This is a genomic window from Porticoccus hydrocarbonoclasticus MCTG13d (genome assembly GCF_000744735.1).
GTDB lineage: Bacteria > Pseudomonadota > Gammaproteobacteria > Pseudomonadales > Porticoccaceae > Porticoccus > Porticoccus hydrocarbonoclasticus.
Map to the genome: position 1 here is coordinate 1,056,365 of NZ_JQMM01000001.1, position 17,580 is coordinate 1,073,944.

A 17,580-nucleotide genomic window follows, 5' to 3' on the forward strand; every position below is an offset into this window, starting at 1 on the left:
TACTTGGAATGCCCGGCATGCCAGTGCCGAAAGCAGGCGCGGTTTCCAGTCCGCGCCTTGCCGTGTCCGGTGTGCTGCCAAGGCGGTGCGCAGGACAACATGATAATTACTGCCTCTGGCAGTGAACCCAACCAGAGAAGTTGAAACGCAATGGCCAAACGCGATTATTACGAAATTCTCGGTGTTGCCAAAAACGCCTCCGCTGACGAAGTTAAAAAAGCCTACCGCCGGATTGCGATGAAAAATCACCCGGACCGGAATCCGGACAACAAGGCGGCGGAAGATGTATTCAAGGAGGCCACCGAGGCCTATGAGGTGCTTTCCGATAAAGAGAAGAAAGCGGCCTATGATCAATACGGTCATGCCGGGGTGGATCCCAATGCCGGATTTGGCGGTGGTCAGGGCGGCCCCGGGTTCGGAGGTTTCAGTGATATTTTCGGGGATGTTTTCGGCGATATTTTTGGCGGCGCTGGTCGCGGCAGGGGTGGCCCTATGCGGGGTTCAGACCTGCGCTATGATATGCAGCTCGACCTTGAGGATGCAGTAAAAGGTAAAACGGTTCAGATCAGGGTGCCGACCCTGGTCAATTGCAAAACCTGCGACGGCTCCGGTGCCAAAAAAGGTAGTACGCCAACTACTTGTGGTACTTGTGGCGGTCATGGTCAGGTGCGTATGTCGCAGGGTTTCATTGCTGTTCAGCAGACCTGCCCGACCTGTCGCGGTCGGGGCCAGGTTATTTCGGATCCCTGTGGGGTTTGCCATGGCCAGGGTCGCGTACAGGAAAGCAAGACATTGTCTGTCAAGGTTCCTGCCGGTGTTGATACCGGTGACCGCATTCGTCTGGCGGGGGAAGGCGAGGCCGGGCCGGAAGGTGGTCCTCCGGGCGACCTCTATGTTCAGATCCACGTTCGCGAGCACTCGCTATTCAAGCGCGAGGGTAGAAACCTGTATTGCGAAGTGCCGATCAGTATTGTGGATGCCATTCTGGGTGGAGAAATTGAGGTGCCGACGCTGGATGGTCGGGTGAAATTGAAGATTCCCCCCGAAACCCAGACCGATCGGGTCTTTCGCCTGCGGGGCAAGGGTGTGGCCAGTGTGCGCGGCGGTGGGCCCGGCGACCTCCTGTGCCGGGTTGTTCTTGAGACGCCTGTGAACCTGAATTCCGAACAGAAGGATTTGTTGCGTCAGCTCCAGGAAAGCCTCGAAAAAGGCAAACACTCCCCCAAAAGAGCGTCCTGGTTTGAGGGTGTGAAAAAATTCTTTGATGGCTTTACGATATAGTGAGCATCTGTGCATGTGACCTCCTTCTGGTTTCCTGTGCCATCACCACGAGATATATCAATGACGCGAATAGCAGTTACCGGCGCTGCCGGGCGTATGGGTAAGGCGCTGATTGAAGCGATTGACCTGAATCCCTCCGTGCACCTCACGGTCGCTCTGGAGCGACCTGGCAGTTCCCTGATAGGCGTTGATGCCGGAGAGCTGGCGGGTATTGGTTCCAATGGCGTTAAGGTGATCGGCGATATCCGTCAGGCACTGGAACAATTTGATGTGCTTATTGATTTCACCTCCCCCGATGCCACACTTGCGAATGCTGACGCCTGTGCCTTCAGTGGTCGTAAAATGGTTATAGGTACCACCGGTTTTACTCCGGAGCAGCGTACTCAGCTGGTTTCTATGGCGGATCGCACTGCCCTGTGTATGGCATCCAACTTCAGTACCGGGGTAAATTTGTGTTTCAAATTGCTGGATATGGCGGCCAGTGTGCTGGGTGATGAAGTCGATATTGAGATTTACGAAGCCCATCATCGCCATAAGGTTGATGCCCCCTCAGGCACTGCATTGAGCATGGGGCAGGTGGTCGCCAGCGCGCTGGGTCGTGATCTGAGCGAAGTCGCTGTTTACGGTCGCGAGGGGCAGACGGGCGCGCGTGATCGACAAACCATCGGTTTTGCCACTGTCCGGGCCGGTGATATTGTCGGCGACCATACGGTGATGTTTGCGGCTGAAGGGGAGCGAGTGGAAATTACCCACAAAGCCTCGAGTCGCATGTCGTTTGCCCGTGGTGCCGTTCGCGCAGCTGGCTGGTTACAGAAAAAAGAGACCGGCCTGTTTGATATGCAGGATGTACTGGGGCTGAAATAGTAGTACGACAACTCAATCGGGGGGCTTTACAGCACAGTCTGTGCCCCGCTTATAGCAACTGTGCAGTTGCGGCGCTGGAAAAAATCTCCTGTCGCGTAAACACTGTCTAATAACCGTCAGCTGTCGAGGTGCAGACAGCACCATTGAGCAGAGGGTGGCGACCACAACGCCGTTGAGGCGGTTTTGATACACAAGGCAACAGAAATCGCCGTTTTTTTGCCCCCGGCCACAAGCCTGGAAACGGATTAGCACTGGACATAAGCATGCCTCTTGCCTAGAATATCCAGTTAGTTTCTGCTGACGTGAAACGCCCTGCAAAGACACAGGTGAAAAGCGCGATTGAATGATTTGAAAGCGAGGTGAGACGCACGGTTTCATCTCGCTTTTTTGCAGCCTGATATCATGAAATCAATGAGTTAGTTTTTGATACGGGCGATTCTCGCAGTTCTGGATTCCCGGTTATTTGAGGAGGTTGCTTTGAATACCGATAGCCATCGGTCCGCCATTCTTGCACTTGAAGATGGTACTGTTTTCGAAGGCATCGCCATTGGTGCGGAGGGTGTTTCCAGTGGTGAGGTGGTATTCAATACAGCATTGACGGGATACCAGGAAATTCTCACTGATCCCTCCTATGCCCGCCAGATCGTGACATTGACCTACCCCCACATTGGTAATACCGGTGTCAATGATGAAGACAACGAGTCTGACCGGATCTGGGCCGCGGGTCTGGTGATCCGGGATTTGCCGTTGATGGCAAGCAATTTCCGGTCTTGCCAATCGCTCGACGCCTATCTGAAGGCAAATAACATTCTTGGTATTGCCAACATAGATACCCGTAAGCTCACGCGTATTCTGCGGGAGAAGGGTGCCCAGAATGGCTGTCTGATGGCGGGTTCTGTCGATCAGGCAAAGGCCTTGTCTTCAGCAAGAAGCTTTGCCGGCCTAAAGGGCATGGATCTGGCCCGGGAAGTGACGACCGCAAAATCCTACCCCTGGCGGGAGGGGACCTGGCGACTCGGGCAGGGTTATTCAGTCCCTTCGGAAAATCCTTACAATATTGTTGCCTATGATTTTGGTACGAAGCGGAATATTCTGCGTATGCTGGTGGATCGGGGAGCCAATTTGACGGTGGTCCCTGCAGAAACCCCCGCCAGCGAGGTGCTGGCCCTGAACCCGGACGGCGTGTTTCTCTCCAACGGCCCCGGCGACCCGGAACCCTGCGATTATGCCATCCGGGCCATTCGCGACATTCTCGACCACGACATCCCGGTGTTTGGTATTTGTCTGGGCCATCAGCTGTTGGCTCTGGCCAGCGGAGCCAGAACAGAAAAAATGAAATTTGGGCACCACGGTGCCAATCATCCGGTAAGAAGCCTTGATGACGGGTTGGTGTTGATTACCAGTCAGAACCACGGCTTCGCTGTGGATGAACAGACATTACCCGACAATCTGCGCGCAACCCACCGATCATTGTTCGACGGATCATTGCAGGGCTTGCACCGCACTGACAGGTCGGCCTTCAGTTTTCAGGGGCACCCGGAAGCCAGTCCCGGCCCCCACGATGCCGCGCCACTGTTCGATCATTTTTTTGAGCTGATTCGGGCCAGTCAGGCCGGGGACTAGTGGGTGAATCCAGGTAAGTGGAGAGCGACAGTCGCCCCGGTTGCTGCTAAGTGGTTGTGACCTGCATTGCGTCCACAGGTAGTCCAAGCTAACGACAATTGCCATACTGACGATAATTTATGCCAAAAAGAACCGATCTTAAAAGTATCCTGATCCTCGGCGCCGGCCCCATTGTTATCGGGCAGGCCTGCGAGTTTGATTACTCGGGGGCACAGGCCTGTAAAGCCCTGCGGGAAGAGGGTTACCGGGTGATTCTGGTGAACTCGAATCCGGCGACGATCATGACGGATCCGTCCATGGCGGATGCGACCTATATCGAGCCTGTAGAATGGCGGACTGTGGCCAAAATTATTGAGCGGGAGCGTCCCGATGCCCTGCTGCCAACAATGGGCGGACAGACTGCACTCAATTGTGCCCTGGATCTGGCTCGTGAAGGTGTGCTCGAGGAATTCGGTGTCGATATGATCGGGGCTGATCGGGATGCCATCGATAAAGCCGAGGATCGCAACCGTTTTGACAAAGCCATGAAGGCAATCGGACTGGAAACACCCAAGGCCGTTATCGTGCACAGCCTTGAGGAGGCGTTGCAGGTGCCGGACCAGTTCGGTTATCCCTGTATTATTCGCCCGTCCTTCACTATGGGTGGTTCGGGTGGTGGTATTGCCTATAACCGCGAAGAATTTGAAGAGATCTGTCGCCGGGGGCTGGACCTCTCACCCACCAAAGAGCTCCTGATTGATGAGTCCCTGATTGGCTGGAAAGAATACGAAATGGAAGTGGTGCGGGACAGGAATGACAACTGCATTATCATCTGTTCCATCGAAAACCTGGACCCCATGGGTGTACATACCGGTGATTCGATTACCGTGGCCCCGGCCCAGACCCTCACCGATAAGGAATACCAGATCATGCGCAACGCCTCCATAGCGGTGTTGCGGGAAATTGGCGTGGAGACCGGTGGCTCCAACGTACAGTTTGCCGTGAACCCGGTGGACGGTCGGTTGGTGGTGATTGAAATGAACCCCAGGGTGTCGCGTTCCTCTGCCCTGGCCTCCAAGGCGACGGGCTTCCCGATTGCCAAGGTGGCGGCGAAACTGGCGGTGGGATATACCCTGGATGAGTTGCAGAACGATATTACGGGGGGTGCCACCCCGGCTTCCTTTGAGCCCAGTATCGACTATGTGGTCACCAAGATTCCCCGTTTTGCCTTTGAGAAATTCAGTGCAGCCAATGCCAAACTGACCACGCAGATGAAGTCGGTGGGCGAGGTCATGGCGATTGGTCGTACTTTTCAGGAATCTCTCCAAAAAGCACTCCGTGGTCTGGAGGTGGGGTCTGCCGGATTTGAACCCCAGGTGGATGTAAATACTGACGAAGGTCTGAATGAGTTGCGGGAGCAGCTCAGTGATCCGGGCGCAGAGCGTATCTGGTTTGTGGGCGACGCATTTCGCGCCGGCATGTCCGTGGATGAGGTGTTTGATCTCTGCGCTATTGACCCCTGGTTTCTGGCGCAGATTGAAGATCTGATCCGGGAAGAGCAAAAGTTGCGGGGCCGGACACTGGAAAGTCTGGATGCCGGTCAGTTGTACGCCCTTAAACGCAAAGGCTTTTCCGATATTCGGTTGGCGAGCCTGCTCAACAGTTCAGAGACCGCCGTGCGCGAGAGTCGTAGGGCCCTGAATATTCACCCGGTTTATAAGCGGGTAGATACCTGTGCTGCAGAGTTTGCTACGGCTACGGCATATATGTACTCCAGCTATGAAGAGGAGTGTGAATCACAGCCTTCAGACCGCAATAAAATTCTGGTTCTGGGTGGCGGTCCCAACCGCATCGGCCAAGGTATTGAGTTTGATTACTGTTGTGTGCACGCGGCGTTGGCCATGCGTGAGGACGGTTACGAAACTATCATGGTCAACTGTAATCCCGAGACGGTATCAACGGACTACGACACCTCGGACCGTCTCTATTTCGAGCCGGTCACCCTCGAGGATGTGCTCGAAATAGTGCGGATTGAAAAGCCGGTCGGCGTGATCGTGCAGTTTGGAGGGCAGACGCCGCTGAAACTGGCCCGTGCACTGGAGGCGCAGGGCGTGCCCATTATTGGCACCACCCCGGATGCCATTGACCGGGCCGAAGATCGTGAGCGATTCCAGCAGATGATCCACAAGTTGGGATTATTGCAGCCAGCCAACGCCATTGTCCGCTCTGCTGAAGAAGCGATTGCCGCAGCAGCCGGGATCGGTTATCCGCTGGTCGTCAGGCCGTCCTATGTGCTCGGCGGGCGCGCTATGGAAATTGTCTATCGGGAGGAAGAGCTGCAACGCTATATGAGTCAGGCGGTGCGGGTCTCTGAAGACGCCCCGGTACTGCTTGATTACTTCCTTTCTTCGGCGGTAGAAGTGGACATCGATGCTGTCTCGGATGGTGAGCACGTGGTGATTGGTGCCATCATGCAGCATATTGAGCAGGCGGGTATTCACTCGGGTGACTCCGCCTGTGCGCTGCCGCCCTACAGTTTGCCCGAAGATGTGCAAGATGAAATGCGCGAAACGGTCAAGGCGATGGCCGTTGAGCTCAATGTCAAAGGGCTTATGAACGTCCAGCTGGCGTGGCAGGATGGCAAGGTCTACGTGATTGAAGTCAATCCGCGGGCCTCCCGCACCGTACCGTTTGTCTCAAAATGTATCGGCACATCGCTGGCAAAAGTGGCAGCACGTTGTATGGTGGGTGTATCACTGGCGGAGCAAAATTTTACTACTGAGATTATTCCCGATTATTTCAGTGTCAAAGAGGCGGTGTTACCGTTCAATAAATTTCCCGGTATTGATCCCATTCTTGGGCCGGAGATGAAGTCCACCGGAGAGGTGATGGGCGTAGGCGATACGTTTGCCGAAGCCTATGCCAAGGCGGAGCTGGGTGCCAGCGATCCGATTCCCACTTCGGGAACTGCCTTCCTCAGTGTTCGGGAGCCAGACAAGGCCGGGATTGCGGCGGTGGCTCGCAGTCTGATCAATAGTGGGTTCAATCTGGTGGCCACCAGTGGAACTGCCCAGGTGATTGAAGATGCAGGGTTGTCGGTTGAACGGGTCAATAAAGTGAAACAGGGGCGTCCTCATATCGTGGACATGATCAAAAATGATCAAATCAGTCTGATCGTCAATACCACAGAGGGTCGCCAGGCGATTGCCGACTCTTCTACCATACGGTCCAGCGCGGAACAGCGGGGGGTGTATTACACAACAACACTCGCTGGTGGTCAGGCGGTCTGTATGGCCCTTGAGCAGAGTGGAGAAATTAAAGTCCGTCGGTTGCAGGAATTGCACGAGAGGAATCAGTAATGCAAAAGATACCCATGACAGTTGAAGGCGCGGCAAAACTTCGCCAGGAACTGGATAACCTGAAAAAAGTAGAGCGTCCCCGGATTGTTGCGGCCATCGCGGAGGCCCGTGCACACGGTGATTTGAAGGAAAATGCAGAATATCATGCCGCCCGTGAACAGCAGAGTTTTGCCGAGGGGCGTATACAGGAAATAGAGAGCAAGCTGAGCAACGCCCAGATTATTGATATCAAGAAGATTCCGCAGGGCGATAAAGTGATTTTTGGCTGCACTGTGGATCTGATCAACCTGGATACCGAGGAGCGCGTGACCTACAAGATTGTTGGTGATGACGAATCGGACGTAAAATTGAACATGATTTCCTACCAGTCACCGATCGTCCGCGCCATGATAGGCAAGGAAGTTGGTGACATTGTCGTCGTTAAAACACCGGCCGGTGATGTGGAATATGAGCTTGACGATGTTCGGCATACCTGATGCCGAACGCCGCAATGCTCACTACCGGGCCGAAGGCGATCGCAACAGATTGGATAAATGCCGATTGGGTTGTTCTGCTCTTCTCAGCAGGAGCACAATATGTCCAATGGTTTGAACCACCTCTGCCCCCAGCGTATCCGTTAGGGTTTCAATGATCGTCTGCTTTACCTCGCGGTCGTCTACAGAAAGTTTCACTTTGATGAGCTCATGGTCATTGAGTGCGCGGTCAATTTCTGCGATAACTGATTCGGTGAGGCCTTTTGCGGCAACGGTGACCACCGGGTTGAGTTTGTGGCCCAGGCGTCGCAGATGCTTTTTATCCTCATTGGAAATTGTCATAGAATGGTTGTCCTCTAAAACGGCGCGTATTCTAGCCGAACTGATAACAGGTTGATATGGGCCGGTCAAAAAGCAGCCAGCGCTGGTTACAGGAACACAATAGCGATCACTATGTAAAACGTGCTCAGCAAGATGGCTATCGTTCCCGTGCCAGCTATAAGCTGTTGGAGTTACACAAAAAAGATCGTTTGTTTAAACCCGGGATGACCGTGGTTGATCTGGGTGCTGCTCCCGGTGGTTGGTCTCAGGTGGCTGTGACGCTGGTCGGCGACAAGGGTCGTGTTGTTGCCTCGGATATTCTGCCTATGGACAGTATAGCTGGCGTCGACTTCGTCGAGGGGGATTTTACCGAAGAGTCCGTACTCGATGAAATTCTGGAGTTGCTTGAGGGTCAACAGGCCGACCTTGTAATTTCAGATATGGCCCCCAATATGAGTGGTATGAAGGCTGTTGATCAACCCAAGGCCATGTATCTGATAGAGTTGGCGCTTGAATTGGCCTGCCAAATATTGAAACCTGAAGGGGTTTTTGTTGCCAAAGTATTTCATGGCGAAGGTTTCGATGACTTTTTGCGCGATACAAAACGGCGTTTCCAGCAGGTCGTTACACGAAAACCCGATGCGTCCCGCTCCCGATCCCGTGAAGTTTATCTGGTTGCCCGCGGGCTTAAGGTCTCGGACTAAATAATATCAGCCGGTATGGGCTCCTCCCATCCCGGTTACCACTGCGCTCAAATGGCCGTTAGAATAGAACGCGGTGGCGCTAAAATGAGGAAGTTCAGTTGAACGACATGGCAAAGAATCTTGTATTGTGGTTAATCATTGCGGCAGTGTTATTGTCGGTGTTCCAGAATTTCAACCCACCCCCTAAAGAGGACAGCATTAGTTACTCTGCATTTATCGAGGAGGTGCAATCCGGTCGTGTCAGCAGTGTCGTCATTGAGGGTCTGACGGTCGAGGGCAAACGTGCTGATGGCAGCGCCTTCAAAACGATACGTCCCAACGTTCCCGACTCGGGTTTGATGAGTGACCTGCTCAATAACAATGTCAGTGTCGAGGGTCGCGAGCCCGAAAAACAGAGCCTCTGGGTGCAGTTGCTGGTAGCGTCCTTTCCGATTCTTTTGATTCTCGCTATTTTCATGTTTTTCATGCGCCAGATGCAGGGCGGTGCTGCTGGTCGCGGTGGCCCGATGGCTTTCGGCAAGAGTAAAGCACGTCTGCTGGGTGAGGATCAGATTAAAACCACATTTGCCGATGTGGCCGGTGTGGATGAAGCCAAAGAAGATGTGCACGAACTGGTGGACTTTCTCCGTGATCCGTCCCGTTTCCAGCGTCTTGGTGGCCGTATTCCTCAGGGTGTTTTGATGGTGGGCCCGCCGGGGACGGGTAAGACATTGCTGGCCAAGGCGATTGCCGGTGAAGCGAAGGTGCCGTTCTTTTCCATCTCGGGCTCTGATTTTGTCGAAATGTTTGTCGGGGTGGGTGCTTCGCGGGTGCGTGATATGTTCGAGCAGGCCAAGAAGCAGTCGCCCTGTATTATTTTTATTGATGAGATTGATGCCGTTGGTCGTCACCGCGGTGGTGGTTATGGCGGTGGTAACGATGAGCGTGAACAGACTCTCAACCAACTGCTGGTTGAAATGGATGGCTTTGAAGGCAATGAGGGCGTTATCGTCATAGCCGCCACTAACCGGCCCGATGTGCTGGATAAGGCGCTGTTGCGTCCCGGTCGTTTTGACCGCCAAGTCTACGTAAGCCTACCCGATATCCGTGGCCGCGAGCAGATTCTCAAGGTGCATGGCCGCAAAGTTCCCCTGGACGAGCGCGCTGATCTGGGCATTGTGGCCAGAGGCACTCCCGGTTTCTCGGGGGCCGATCTCGCTAATCTTGTCAACGAGGCATCATTGTTTGCAGCACGCGCCAACAAGCGCACAGTGACCATGGAAGAGTTCGAGAAAGCCCGTGACAAGATCATGATGGGTGCCGAGCGGCGTTCCATGGTGATGTCTGAGAAAGAGAAAGAAAATACGGCTTATCATGAGGCGGGTCATGCCATTGTCGGGCGTATGATGCCCGAACACGATCCGATCCATAAGGTCAGTATTATCCCCCGCGGTCGCGCGCTCGGTGTCACCCAGTTTCTTCCGGAAGAAGATAAATACAGCATGAGTCGCCGTCAGTTGGAAAGTCAGCTTTGCAGTCTCTTTGGTGGCCGTATCGCTGAACAGCTTGTCCACGGGGCTGACGGTGTGACTACCGGTGCATCGAACGATATCGAACGGGCTACCCAGATGGCCCGTAATATGGTGGTACGCTGGGGTTTGTCCGACAAGATGGGGCCGGTTTTGTATGGCACGGAGGAGTCACAGATTCCGGGTGCCGGCAATACAACCTACTCGGAAGAGACTGCCCGTGAGATCGATGTTGAAGTGCGTCACGTACTCGATAATTGCTATGAACGTGCGAAAAAAATTCTCGAAGACAACATCGATGTGCTGCATGCCATGAAAGATGCCTTGATGGAATATGAAACGATTGACGTGGAGCAGGTCGATGACCTCATGGCTCGCAAACCGGTTCGCCCACCTCATGACTGGCGTGACGACGACTTTGGTGGCAAACCTGCTCCCGGTGATACGCCGCCCGCGGATGATTCCGGTAAACCCGGAGTCGTCGGAGGTCCCGCCGAAGAACATTGATGGTCCGACAGCCCCGTCCTTAATGGGCCGGGGGCTGTACAGTCACATTTTTTGAGTCGGTGGCAAGGTATCCTGATTCTTTCCTTTCCTCTGTTGATGAGTAAGGTTGAATGACAGATCTCACTCATTCGTTCATGGATTTTTCTCTACCGAAAATCATGGCGGTATTGAATATCACACCGGATTCGTTTTCCGATGGCGGTGCGTTTTATGCTGGCAATAGCCAGCCCGATCTCTCCCGGGTTCTCAACCGTGTTGATTTAATGCTTTCAGAAGGGGCTCACCTGATTGACGTAGGGGGGGAATCCACTCGACCCGGCGCCGAACCGGTTTCACCTGAAGAAGAGTTGGCGCGTGTTCTGCCAGTGGTTGAAGCGATAGTCAGTCGGTTCGATGTGCCTGTTTCAGTCGACACCAGTACGCCCACTGTCATTAGTGAAGCGGCTCGTGCTGGCGCCTCAATGATCAATGATGTTCGCGCACTTCGGCGCCCCGGAGCGTTGACTGCTGCCGCCGCCAGTGGGCTGCCAGTCTGTCTGATGCATATGCTGGGGGAGCCACAACATATGCAGCTGAATCCCGGATATGTGGACATAGCCGCCGACGTAAAGACGTTTTTGCTGGAGAGGATTGCTGCCTGTGAGGCGGCAGGTATTCCTCGAAGCAGGATTCTGATTGACCCGGGTTTTGGTTTCGGTAAAACCCTGCAACACAATTTAATATTGTTCAGATCTTTGCCGGAGTTGGTGGATCTGGGATTTCCGGTGATCGTGGGGGTGTCGCGAAAATCTTTGGTCGGGGCTATTCTGGACAAGCCGGTAGAAGAGCGCATGGTGGGTAGTATTGCGCTCGGCATGTTGGCAATCCAGCGAGGTGTAAAAGTACTGCGGGTACATGATATATCGGCGACCGCCGACGCACTTAAAATATTGCAAGCTGTTGAGGGATAAAACATGGCAAGAATGTATTTTGGTACAGATGGTATTCGCGGGCGCGTTGGTGTGCATCCGATCACTGCAGATTTTGTGCTCAAACTGGGTTGGGCTGCAGGCAAAGTTTTCAGTTCACAGGCTGGTGGACGAAAACTGATTGTTATGGGCAAGGATACTAGGGTGTCGGGCTATATGTTTGAGTCCGCACTGCAGGCAGGGCTGATTGCTGCCGGCGTCGATGTGGCCCTGTTAGGTCCGATGCCGACCCCCGCTATTGCCTATTTGACCCGGACTTTTCGGGCCCAGGCGGGCATTGTCATCAGCGCCTCCCACAATCCTTACTACGATAACGGAATAAAATTTTTTGGCGGTGATGGTTTCAAGTTGCCCGATGAGGTGGAGCTGGCTATTGAAAGCTATATGGACAAGCCACTGGTGACCGAGGACTCTCTTAAATTAGGCAAGGCGCACCGGGTTCCCGATGCGGTGGGTCGCTATATTGAGTTCTGCAAAGGTACCCTGCCATCAGGCAGCGACTTCCAGGGTTTGAAAATTGTTGTGGACTGCGCGAATGGAGCCACCTACCACACCGGGCCCAGTGTGTTCAGGGAGCTGGGCGCAGAAGTTGTAGAAATGGCGGTGGATCCGGATGGTTTTAATATCAATGAGGATTGTGGCTCCACTCGTCCCGCCTTGCTACAGGATGCTGTTATCAGCGAGAAGGCCGATATGGGCATCGCGTTTGATGGCGATGGCGATCGGGTGATGTTTGTAGATCACAAGGGGCATATGGTGGATGGTGATGAATTGCTTTTTGTGATTGCAAAACACCGTCACCAGCGCGGTGAATGCAGTGGTGTTGCCGGAACCTTGATGAGTAACCTGGGCATGGAGCTTTCTCTCAAGGAACTCGGTATTCCATTTTATCGCGCCAACGTGGGTGATCGTTATGTCATCGAAGCAATGCGTGAGCGCAAATGGCAGTTGGGGGGTGAGAGTTCGGGTCACATTATCTGCAGTGATCTCACCACTACCGGCGATGGGGTAGTGGCGGCCCTGCAGGTATTGCATGCAATGCGCGATACAGATACGCCCCTCAATGCACTCAAAAAAGGCATGCAAAAGTACCCCCAGAAAATGATCAATGTGCGAATCAAGAAGAAATTTAATCTGGAGGATTTTCCAGCAATTCAGCAAGCTGTTGTGGCTGCGGAGTCAGAGTTGGCAGAACGAGGCCGTGTATTGCTTCGGCCCTCGGGCACCGAGCCTTTGGTGAGGGTGATGGTCGAGGGAGAGGACGATCAGCAGGTAAATACACTGGTAAAACAAATTGCCGCCGTGGTTGAAAAAGAGATTGGCTAGTTTGCTGCGCAAAAGAGTGATCGATCCACTGCGACCCCTGATGAGATACCCGGTGCGGCCCATGCGTATCCAGGGCCAGTATTTAGCCGTGCTGACTGGTTGTATGTTTTCTGCAACTCCGCTAAGATTGCGCCCCTTTTCAGGGTCGGGAAAACCCTAACATGCGACGTCCATTGGTGGCAGGCAACTGGAAAATGAATGGCAGTCGTGAAGCGATTGACCTTCTTTTGGACGGGTTGTCGGGGATTAGCACAACAGCTGAAGTAGCCGTTTTCCCACCTTATGTTTATCTCCCGCAAGTGGTATCTACACTCTGTGGTTCCGGTATTGACGTGGGCGCCCAGAATGTTTCCGAGTATCAGGCTGGCGCCTATACCGGTGAAGTCGCGGCAGACATGTTGTTGGATATCGGGTGTCGCTATGTGCTCGTGGGTCACTCTGAACGTCGCAGTCTGTTCGGAGAGAAGGACAGGCAGGTAGCGGAAAAATTTGTTGCCAGCCAGCGCAGCGGTCTGATTCCCGTGCTCTGTGTCGGCGAAACCCTTGAGCAGAGGGCGTCCGGAAAAACCCTGGCCGTGATTGGAGCACAATTAGACGCAGTATTGGAGCGAGCGGGTCTGGAATCCGTGTGCAATGGAGTGATAGCCTACGAGCCAGTCTGGGCGATAGGTACAGGCAAAACTGCTACCGCGGAACAGGCACAAGAAATACATCGGGAAATCCGTCAGCAATTGGGCGAACCCGGGATGAAAACAAGAATACTTTACGGTGGCAGTGTCAAAGCTGCCAATGCTGCAGAGCTGTTTGCACAACAAGATGTTGATGGCGCTCTGGTCGGCGGGGCCTCTCTGGATTCAGGCGAATTCAGGGAGATTTGTAAAAAAGCATACGTTGCGAATTGACTGAATTGAGTAAATGGAAAAAATTATACTGATCGTTCATTTGTTAACGGCGCTTGCCATTATTGGCATGATTCTGCTGCAACAGGGAAAAGGCGCAGAGGCAGGTGCATCATTTGGTGCCGGTGCCTCACAAACCATCCTGGGCAGTGCCGGGGGCTGGAATTTCTTCAGCAAAGTAACCGCAATACTGGCAACCCTGTTTTTTGTTACCAGTGTATCTCTGGCGGTGATCGCCAAAGATAAGGTGGCGGTGGGTGATAAGATTCTGCCAGAGCTGGAAGCTATTCAGCAGATGATGGAGTCAGATGTTCCCAGCGTGGAAGATGGTGAAGAGATTCCTGTTGCTCCGGGCGGTGATACCGGTTCCGCATCGGATATTCCCGTGCCTGATACGGCGCAATAGGAAGCATGAAGCAATGTTTTGCCCAAGTGGTGGAATTGGTAGACACGCTATCTTGAGGGGGTAGTGGCGAAAGCCGTGCCGGTTCAAGTCCGGCCTTGGGCACCATTTCAACATCCATAGAAGTCCAAGGATGTACATAAAACCCCGGTTTTCCGGGGTTTTTTGTGTCTGGCGTGTCCGTTGAGGTTCATTGCGATGCATTGCCATCCAGTGTTTTTGACGGTATCTTTGACGGTATCGTGGTTCAATTTTGGTTTGATACCGTCAAATGGCTACTCAACAGCTTACCGATGCCGCAGTAAAGCAAGCCGCTATCAAGGAGAAGCAATACAAGCTCTCTGACGGGGGTGGCCTGTATCTCCTGATAAAGCCTAACGGCTCCAAGTGCTGGCGATTTGACTACCGATTTGCCGGAAAAAGAAAAACCCTATCATTGGGGACATACCCCCTGATAAGCCTCAAATCAGTCAGGCTAAAACTGCTTGAGGCGAAGACCCTGTTATCTGATAACAAAGATCCTGCCAGTGAGAAACAGCGTGAGAAGCGTCAGGCGGATCTTGATCAAGGAAGTTTGTTCTCACCATTGGCTGAGGAATGGTGGAGTCATCAGAAGGGTACATGGAAGGATTTCCATGCTGACCGTGTTTGGGGGCGCATTAGGGATGATGTCTTGCCTTATATTGGTCATATGAGCATCACTGACATACAACCTCCGGACATCATTTCAGTCATTCGAAAGATTGAAAGCAGAGATGCGCTGGATGTGGCTTCCAGGGTGCTACAGGATATTGGGCGAATCTGTCGCTATGCCGTTCAGACTGGGCGTCTAATGCACAACCCGGCAGCAGACTTGAAAGGAATCCTGAAAGGGCGAAAAACCAAGCATAGAGATTCTCTTCCAAGAGAAGAGTTACCGGGATTTCTTGACGCGCTGAGTGGGTATGAGAACCAAGGGAGGCTTCTCACCAAATTAGCAATACAGTTGTTGTTGCTTACATTTGTTCGCTCAGGAGAGTTAAGGGGGGCAAAATGGGAAGAGTTCGACCTTGATCAACAGCTTTGGCGCATACCTGGTGATCGGATGAAAATGAAGACAGATCACTTGGTTCCGCTATCTGACCAAGCATTGGCTGTTATAAAACAGATCAAGGAAATTAGTGGCCAGTACGAGCTCGTTTTCCCATCTGAGCGCAACCGCTTTGAGGTAATGAGCGATAACACGATGCGTCGAGCTATCTTCAAACTAGGGTATGACGGGACTACACCAGGTAAGAGTAAAGCGGTTCCGCATGGCTTTCGAGCAACCGCGTCATCTATCCTGAATGAAGAGGGGTTCAACCCTGATGCCATAGAGAGGCAGTTGGCTCACCAAGAAAGAAATGGCGTAAGGGCGGCCTACACCCACCATGCGCGGTATTTAGATGATCGAAAAGAGATGATGCAGTGGTGGGCGGATTATTTGGAATCATTGAAGGTGCGCGACGGGATTTAATCGTGGTCAGTCTCCGAAATCCAAGGCACGCTTTGGTCGCTCGACTACCCTGCGGATTCTGATTTTCACCTAGTGTATCCCTTGGGCCGTCGCCGGATCCTATGGATACCTATCATTGGGTGGTTTTTGAGGGGTTATCTAGCGCACTACATCGATGACAGTTCTGGCCTGCCTTTAGGCTTGAAGGTAGTTTCTCTATTAAGACGTTCATAGGCGGCGAGGATTACCGAGGCATCAATCGAACGAAGCGAGTTCGCTGGGGAGCTTGCAGGCATCATGCTCTCCAACAAAATCCATTAAAACCAGCTCAAATCGACTGAAAGCGGTTGACGATAGTGCCTCTACTTTATACTGTCGTGTCACTTCGTCCCGAGGTTTGGCTAGCAATCTCAGGATCTAATAACCTATTTGAGTTGCCAGGAATGACCGAAACCGATGATCGCTGGTTATCCATCAGTGAAATCTGCCTTCACCTGGGAGTCAGCAAGGACACCGTCTACAAGTGGATAGACAGGCAAGATATGCCCGCTCACCGCATGGGCAGACTGTGGAAGTTCAAGAAAGACGAAGTCGATCAGTGGATTAAGGATGGTGGCGCTGCCGATACTTCCGCCTCCGGGGCAGATGATTGATGGTTGCTGTCCGCTATCAAATGTCCTTCACCTCGGGGGGACTGCTTCACCGCGAGTCGATCCGACTTGCTGAGCTGTATTTGGAGCTTGGCGACTGGGAAGCGGTAAAGGAAACTGCGCTAGCTGGCAACCTCCTTCAAGTGCGGGCGCAGAGCACGGCCCGACGCCAAATCCGGGAAATTCTGTCGCGGCTCAAGCTCTTGAGTAGCGAGGAGCTGAGGTGTTTGGTACAGGGCACTTATCAGGAGCAGGCCAGCCTTCTCTGGGTGGTTATCTGCCGACGTTACCAGTTTATCCAGGATTTTACTCTAGAGGTATTGCGCGAGCACTTTGCGAACTTGAAGACCCACTTGAATCCAGATGATTACGAAGCTTTCTATAACAAGAAGGCTGAGTGGCATCCGGAGCTGGACGCCATCAGCAATTCGACTCGCCTGAAGCTCAAGCAGGTTATCTTTCGCATGCTGCGCGAAGCCAACCTATTGACTGCTGATTACAGCATTCACCCGGTGCTTCTCTCTCCGAGCCTGGTGGCAATCATTCAACGCAGCAATGCAGAATCTCTTCGTTATCTTCCCGGCGTCGCTGCAACCAAGACAGGAGTCAGAGCGTGAACAGGGATATTGAAAAGCAGCCATTACCGGTTCGTTACCAGCACCTATACGACGTCATCTCTGGCGAGCGCTTCCTCAAGAAACAGGGACTGAACAGTGAAGTGCCTTTCTTTATCTGTCCGTTCAAGCCAGAAGAAGCGGTGGAAATGTCCCGCCTGAGCCGACAGCTGGTCAACCGGCTCGAACAGACTGGCGTCCGAGTGTTGGAAATCAATCTCTACGATTTGTCTGTTGAGATCCTCAAGGGGGAAAATATCTGGGACCGCGCCCTCGAAATTGAGCCGACGGTTTCCAAGCACGAGTTCCTGGAGTTTATGCAGAGCGTGCTGGATCCGGAGAACAACTTGATTCCGGCCATTGCAGCCCGACTGTCCCTTCAAGAGTTTGATGTGCTGTTCCTTGCCGGCGTGGGGGAGGTTTTCCCCTACATCCGCTCACACAACGTGTTGAACAACCTGCAGAGCACCGCCAAGGATCGGCCGACTGTCATGTTCTTCCCCGGCGAGTACACACACTCGGTAGAAAAGGGGGCATCCCTGGACCTCTTTGGCCGCCTCCACGACGACAAGTACTACCGAGCCTTCAATATATTTCACTGCGAGCCTTGATGGCCGATGATCCTGC

At 53.2% G+C, this 17,580-nt stretch carries 16 protein-coding genes and 1 tRNA gene; 16 read left to right on the plus strand and 1 reads right to left on the minus strand.

Annotated features, from left to right (window positions below; translation table 11 throughout):
* Nucleotides 1-150: 150 nt before the first annotated feature.
* From dnaJ to greA, 5 genes are all read left to right on the plus strand, one after another.
* Nucleotides 151-1,281 (plus strand): molecular chaperone DnaJ, encoded by a 1,131-nt coding sequence (dnaJ, locus tag U740_RS05050; RefSeq protein WP_036859446.1) that lies wholly within the window; start codon nucleotides 151-153, stop codon nucleotides 1,279-1,281.
* 60 nt (nucleotides 1,282-1,341) lie between these two features.
* Nucleotides 1,342-2,145 carry a 4-hydroxy-tetrahydrodipicolinate reductase gene (dapB, locus tag U740_RS05055; RefSeq protein ID WP_036859448.1) on the plus strand — a complete coding sequence of 268 codons (804 nt, stop codon included), beginning with the start codon at nucleotides 1,342-1,344 and terminating at the stop codon, nucleotides 2,143-2,145.
* Between the two features lie 477 nt (nucleotides 2,146-2,622).
* Entirely contained in the window at nucleotides 2,623-3,768 is a 1,146-nt protein-coding gene (gene carA / locus U740_RS05060; RefSeq protein ID WP_036861331.1) for a glutamine-hydrolyzing carbamoyl-phosphate synthase small subunit, read from the plus strand.
* Nucleotides 3,769-3,887: 119 nt separating this feature from the next.
* Complete coding sequence (carB, locus tag U740_RS05065; RefSeq protein ID WP_036859451.1) at nucleotides 3,888-7,106, plus strand: carbamoyl-phosphate synthase large subunit; 3,219 nt, start codon at nucleotides 3,888-3,890, stop codon at nucleotides 7,104-7,106.
* A complete protein-coding gene (greA, locus tag U740_RS05070; RefSeq protein ID WP_036859453.1) occupies nucleotides 7,106-7,582 on the plus strand; it encodes a transcription elongation factor GreA in 477 nt (158 codons plus the stop codon). The genes carB and greA overlap by 1 nt, the downstream gene beginning before the upstream one ends.
* Before the next feature lie 21 nt (nucleotides 7,583-7,603).
* On the opposite strand, the gene yhbY is transcribed toward greA, so the two are convergent.
* Nucleotides 7,604-7,921: a ribosome assembly RNA-binding protein YhbY gene (gene yhbY / locus U740_RS05075; RefSeq protein WP_036859456.1), complete on the minus strand. Its 318-nt coding sequence runs from the start codon at nucleotides 7,919-7,921 to the stop codon at nucleotides 7,604-7,606.
* Between the two features lie 56 nt (nucleotides 7,922-7,977).
* Here yhbY and rlmE point away from each other — a divergent pair, with 56 nt between their 5' ends.
* From rlmE to U740_RS05130, 11 genes are all read left to right on the plus strand, one after another.
* Nucleotides 7,978-8,604: a 23S rRNA (uridine(2552)-2'-O)-methyltransferase RlmE gene (gene rlmE / locus U740_RS05080; RefSeq protein WP_036859457.1), complete on the plus strand. Its 627-nt coding sequence runs from the start codon at nucleotides 7,978-7,980 to the stop codon at nucleotides 8,602-8,604.
* 107 nt (nucleotides 8,605-8,711) lie between these two features.
* Nucleotides 8,712-10,619 (plus strand): ATP-dependent zinc metalloprotease FtsH, encoded by a 1,908-nt coding sequence (gene ftsH / locus U740_RS05085; protein ID WP_051921214.1) that lies wholly within the window; start codon nucleotides 8,712-8,714, stop codon nucleotides 10,617-10,619.
* Between the two features lie 110 nt (nucleotides 10,620-10,729).
* A complete protein-coding gene (gene folP / locus U740_RS05090; RefSeq protein ID WP_036859460.1) occupies nucleotides 10,730-11,569 on the plus strand; it encodes a dihydropteroate synthase in 840 nt (279 codons plus the stop codon).
* A 3-nt stretch (nucleotides 11,570-11,572) separates the two neighbouring features.
* On the plus strand, nucleotides 11,573-12,913 hold the full coding sequence (gene glmM / locus U740_RS05095; protein WP_036859462.1) for a phosphoglucosamine mutase: 1,341 nt from the start codon (nucleotides 11,573-11,575) through the stop codon (nucleotides 12,911-12,913).
* A 161-nt stretch (nucleotides 12,914-13,074) separates the two neighbouring features.
* Nucleotides 13,075-13,815 carry a triose-phosphate isomerase gene (gene tpiA, locus U740_RS05100; RefSeq protein ID WP_036859463.1) on the plus strand — a complete coding sequence of 247 codons (741 nt, stop codon included), beginning with the start codon at nucleotides 13,075-13,077 and terminating at the stop codon, nucleotides 13,813-13,815.
* Between the two features lie 13 nt (nucleotides 13,816-13,828).
* The gene (gene secG / locus U740_RS05105) at nucleotides 13,829-14,218 is read left to right on the plus strand and encodes a preprotein translocase subunit SecG (protein WP_036859465.1); all 390 of its coding nucleotides are present in this window, start codon (nucleotides 13,829-13,831) and stop codon (nucleotides 14,216-14,218) included.
* A gap of 20 nt (nucleotides 14,219-14,238) precedes the next feature.
* Nucleotides 14,239-14,323: transfer RNA gene (locus U740_RS05110), tRNA-Leu, on the plus strand.
* A 163-nt stretch (nucleotides 14,324-14,486) separates the two neighbouring features.
* Entirely contained in the window at nucleotides 14,487-15,710 is a 1,224-nt protein-coding gene (locus U740_RS05115; RefSeq protein WP_036859467.1) for a tyrosine-type recombinase/integrase, read from the plus strand.
* A gap of 422 nt (nucleotides 15,711-16,132) precedes the next feature.
* The gene (locus tag U740_RS05120) at nucleotides 16,133-16,342 is read left to right on the plus strand and encodes a helix-turn-helix domain-containing protein (RefSeq protein ID WP_036859470.1); all 210 of its coding nucleotides are present in this window, start codon (nucleotides 16,133-16,135) and stop codon (nucleotides 16,340-16,342) included.
* Nucleotides 16,342-16,956: a DUF1819 family protein gene (locus tag U740_RS05125; RefSeq protein ID WP_051921215.1), complete on the plus strand. Its 615-nt coding sequence runs from the start codon at nucleotides 16,342-16,344 to the stop codon at nucleotides 16,954-16,956. Before U740_RS05120 ends, U740_RS05125 begins: the two co-directional genes overlap by 1 nt.
* Nucleotides 16,953-17,564 carry a DUF1788 domain-containing protein gene (locus U740_RS05130; protein ID WP_036859472.1) on the plus strand — a complete coding sequence of 204 codons (612 nt, stop codon included), beginning with the start codon at nucleotides 16,953-16,955 and terminating at the stop codon, nucleotides 17,562-17,564. The genes U740_RS05125 and U740_RS05130 overlap by 4 nt, the downstream gene beginning before the upstream one ends.
* The last annotated feature ends 16 nt before the right edge of the window (nucleotides 17,565-17,580 follow it).

Bases quoted from the DNA above. Each gene is read 5' to 3' on its own strand.
- glmM (WP_036859462.1), top strand. From the start codon at position 11,573: ATGGCAAGAATGTATTTTGGTACAGATGGTATTCGCGGGCGCGTTGGT.
- U740_RS05115 (WP_036859467.1), top strand. From the start codon at position 14,487: ATGGCTACTCAACAGCTTACCGATGCCGCAGTAAAGCAAGCCGCTATC.
- dnaJ (WP_036859446.1), top strand. From the start codon at position 151: ATGGCCAAACGCGATTATTACGAAATTCTCGGTGTTGCCAAAAACGCC.
- folP (WP_036859460.1), top strand. From the start codon at position 10,730: ATGACAGATCTCACTCATTCGTTCATGGATTTTTCTCTACCGAAAATC.
- U740_RS05120 (WP_036859470.1), top strand. From the start codon at position 16,133: ATGACCGAAACCGATGATCGCTGGTTATCCATCAGTGAAATCTGCCTT.
- carB (WP_036859451.1), top strand. From the start codon at position 3,888: ATGCCAAAAAGAACCGATCTTAAAAGTATCCTGATCCTCGGCGCCGGC.
- dapB (WP_036859448.1), top strand. From the start codon at position 1,342: ATGACGCGAATAGCAGTTACCGGCGCTGCCGGGCGTATGGGTAAGGCG.
- rlmE (WP_036859457.1), top strand. From the start codon at position 7,978: ATGGGCCGGTCAAAAAGCAGCCAGCGCTGGTTACAGGAACACAATAGC.
- ftsH (WP_051921214.1), top strand. From the start codon at position 8,712: ATGGCAAAGAATCTTGTATTGTGGTTAATCATTGCGGCAGTGTTATTG.
- tpiA (WP_036859463.1), top strand. From the start codon at position 13,075: ATGCGACGTCCATTGGTGGCAGGCAACTGGAAAATGAATGGCAGTCGT.
- greA (WP_036859453.1), top strand. From the start codon at position 7,106: ATGCAAAAGATACCCATGACAGTTGAAGGCGCGGCAAAACTTCGCCAG.
- U740_RS05125 (WP_051921215.1), top strand. From the start codon at position 16,342: ATGGTTGCTGTCCGCTATCAAATGTCCTTCACCTCGGGGGGACTGCTT.
- yhbY (WP_036859456.1), bottom strand. From the start codon at position 7,921: ATGACAATTTCCAATGAGGATAAAAAGCATCTGCGACGCCTGGGCCAC.
- secG (WP_036859465.1), top strand. From the start codon at position 13,829: ATGGAAAAAATTATACTGATCGTTCATTTGTTAACGGCGCTTGCCATT.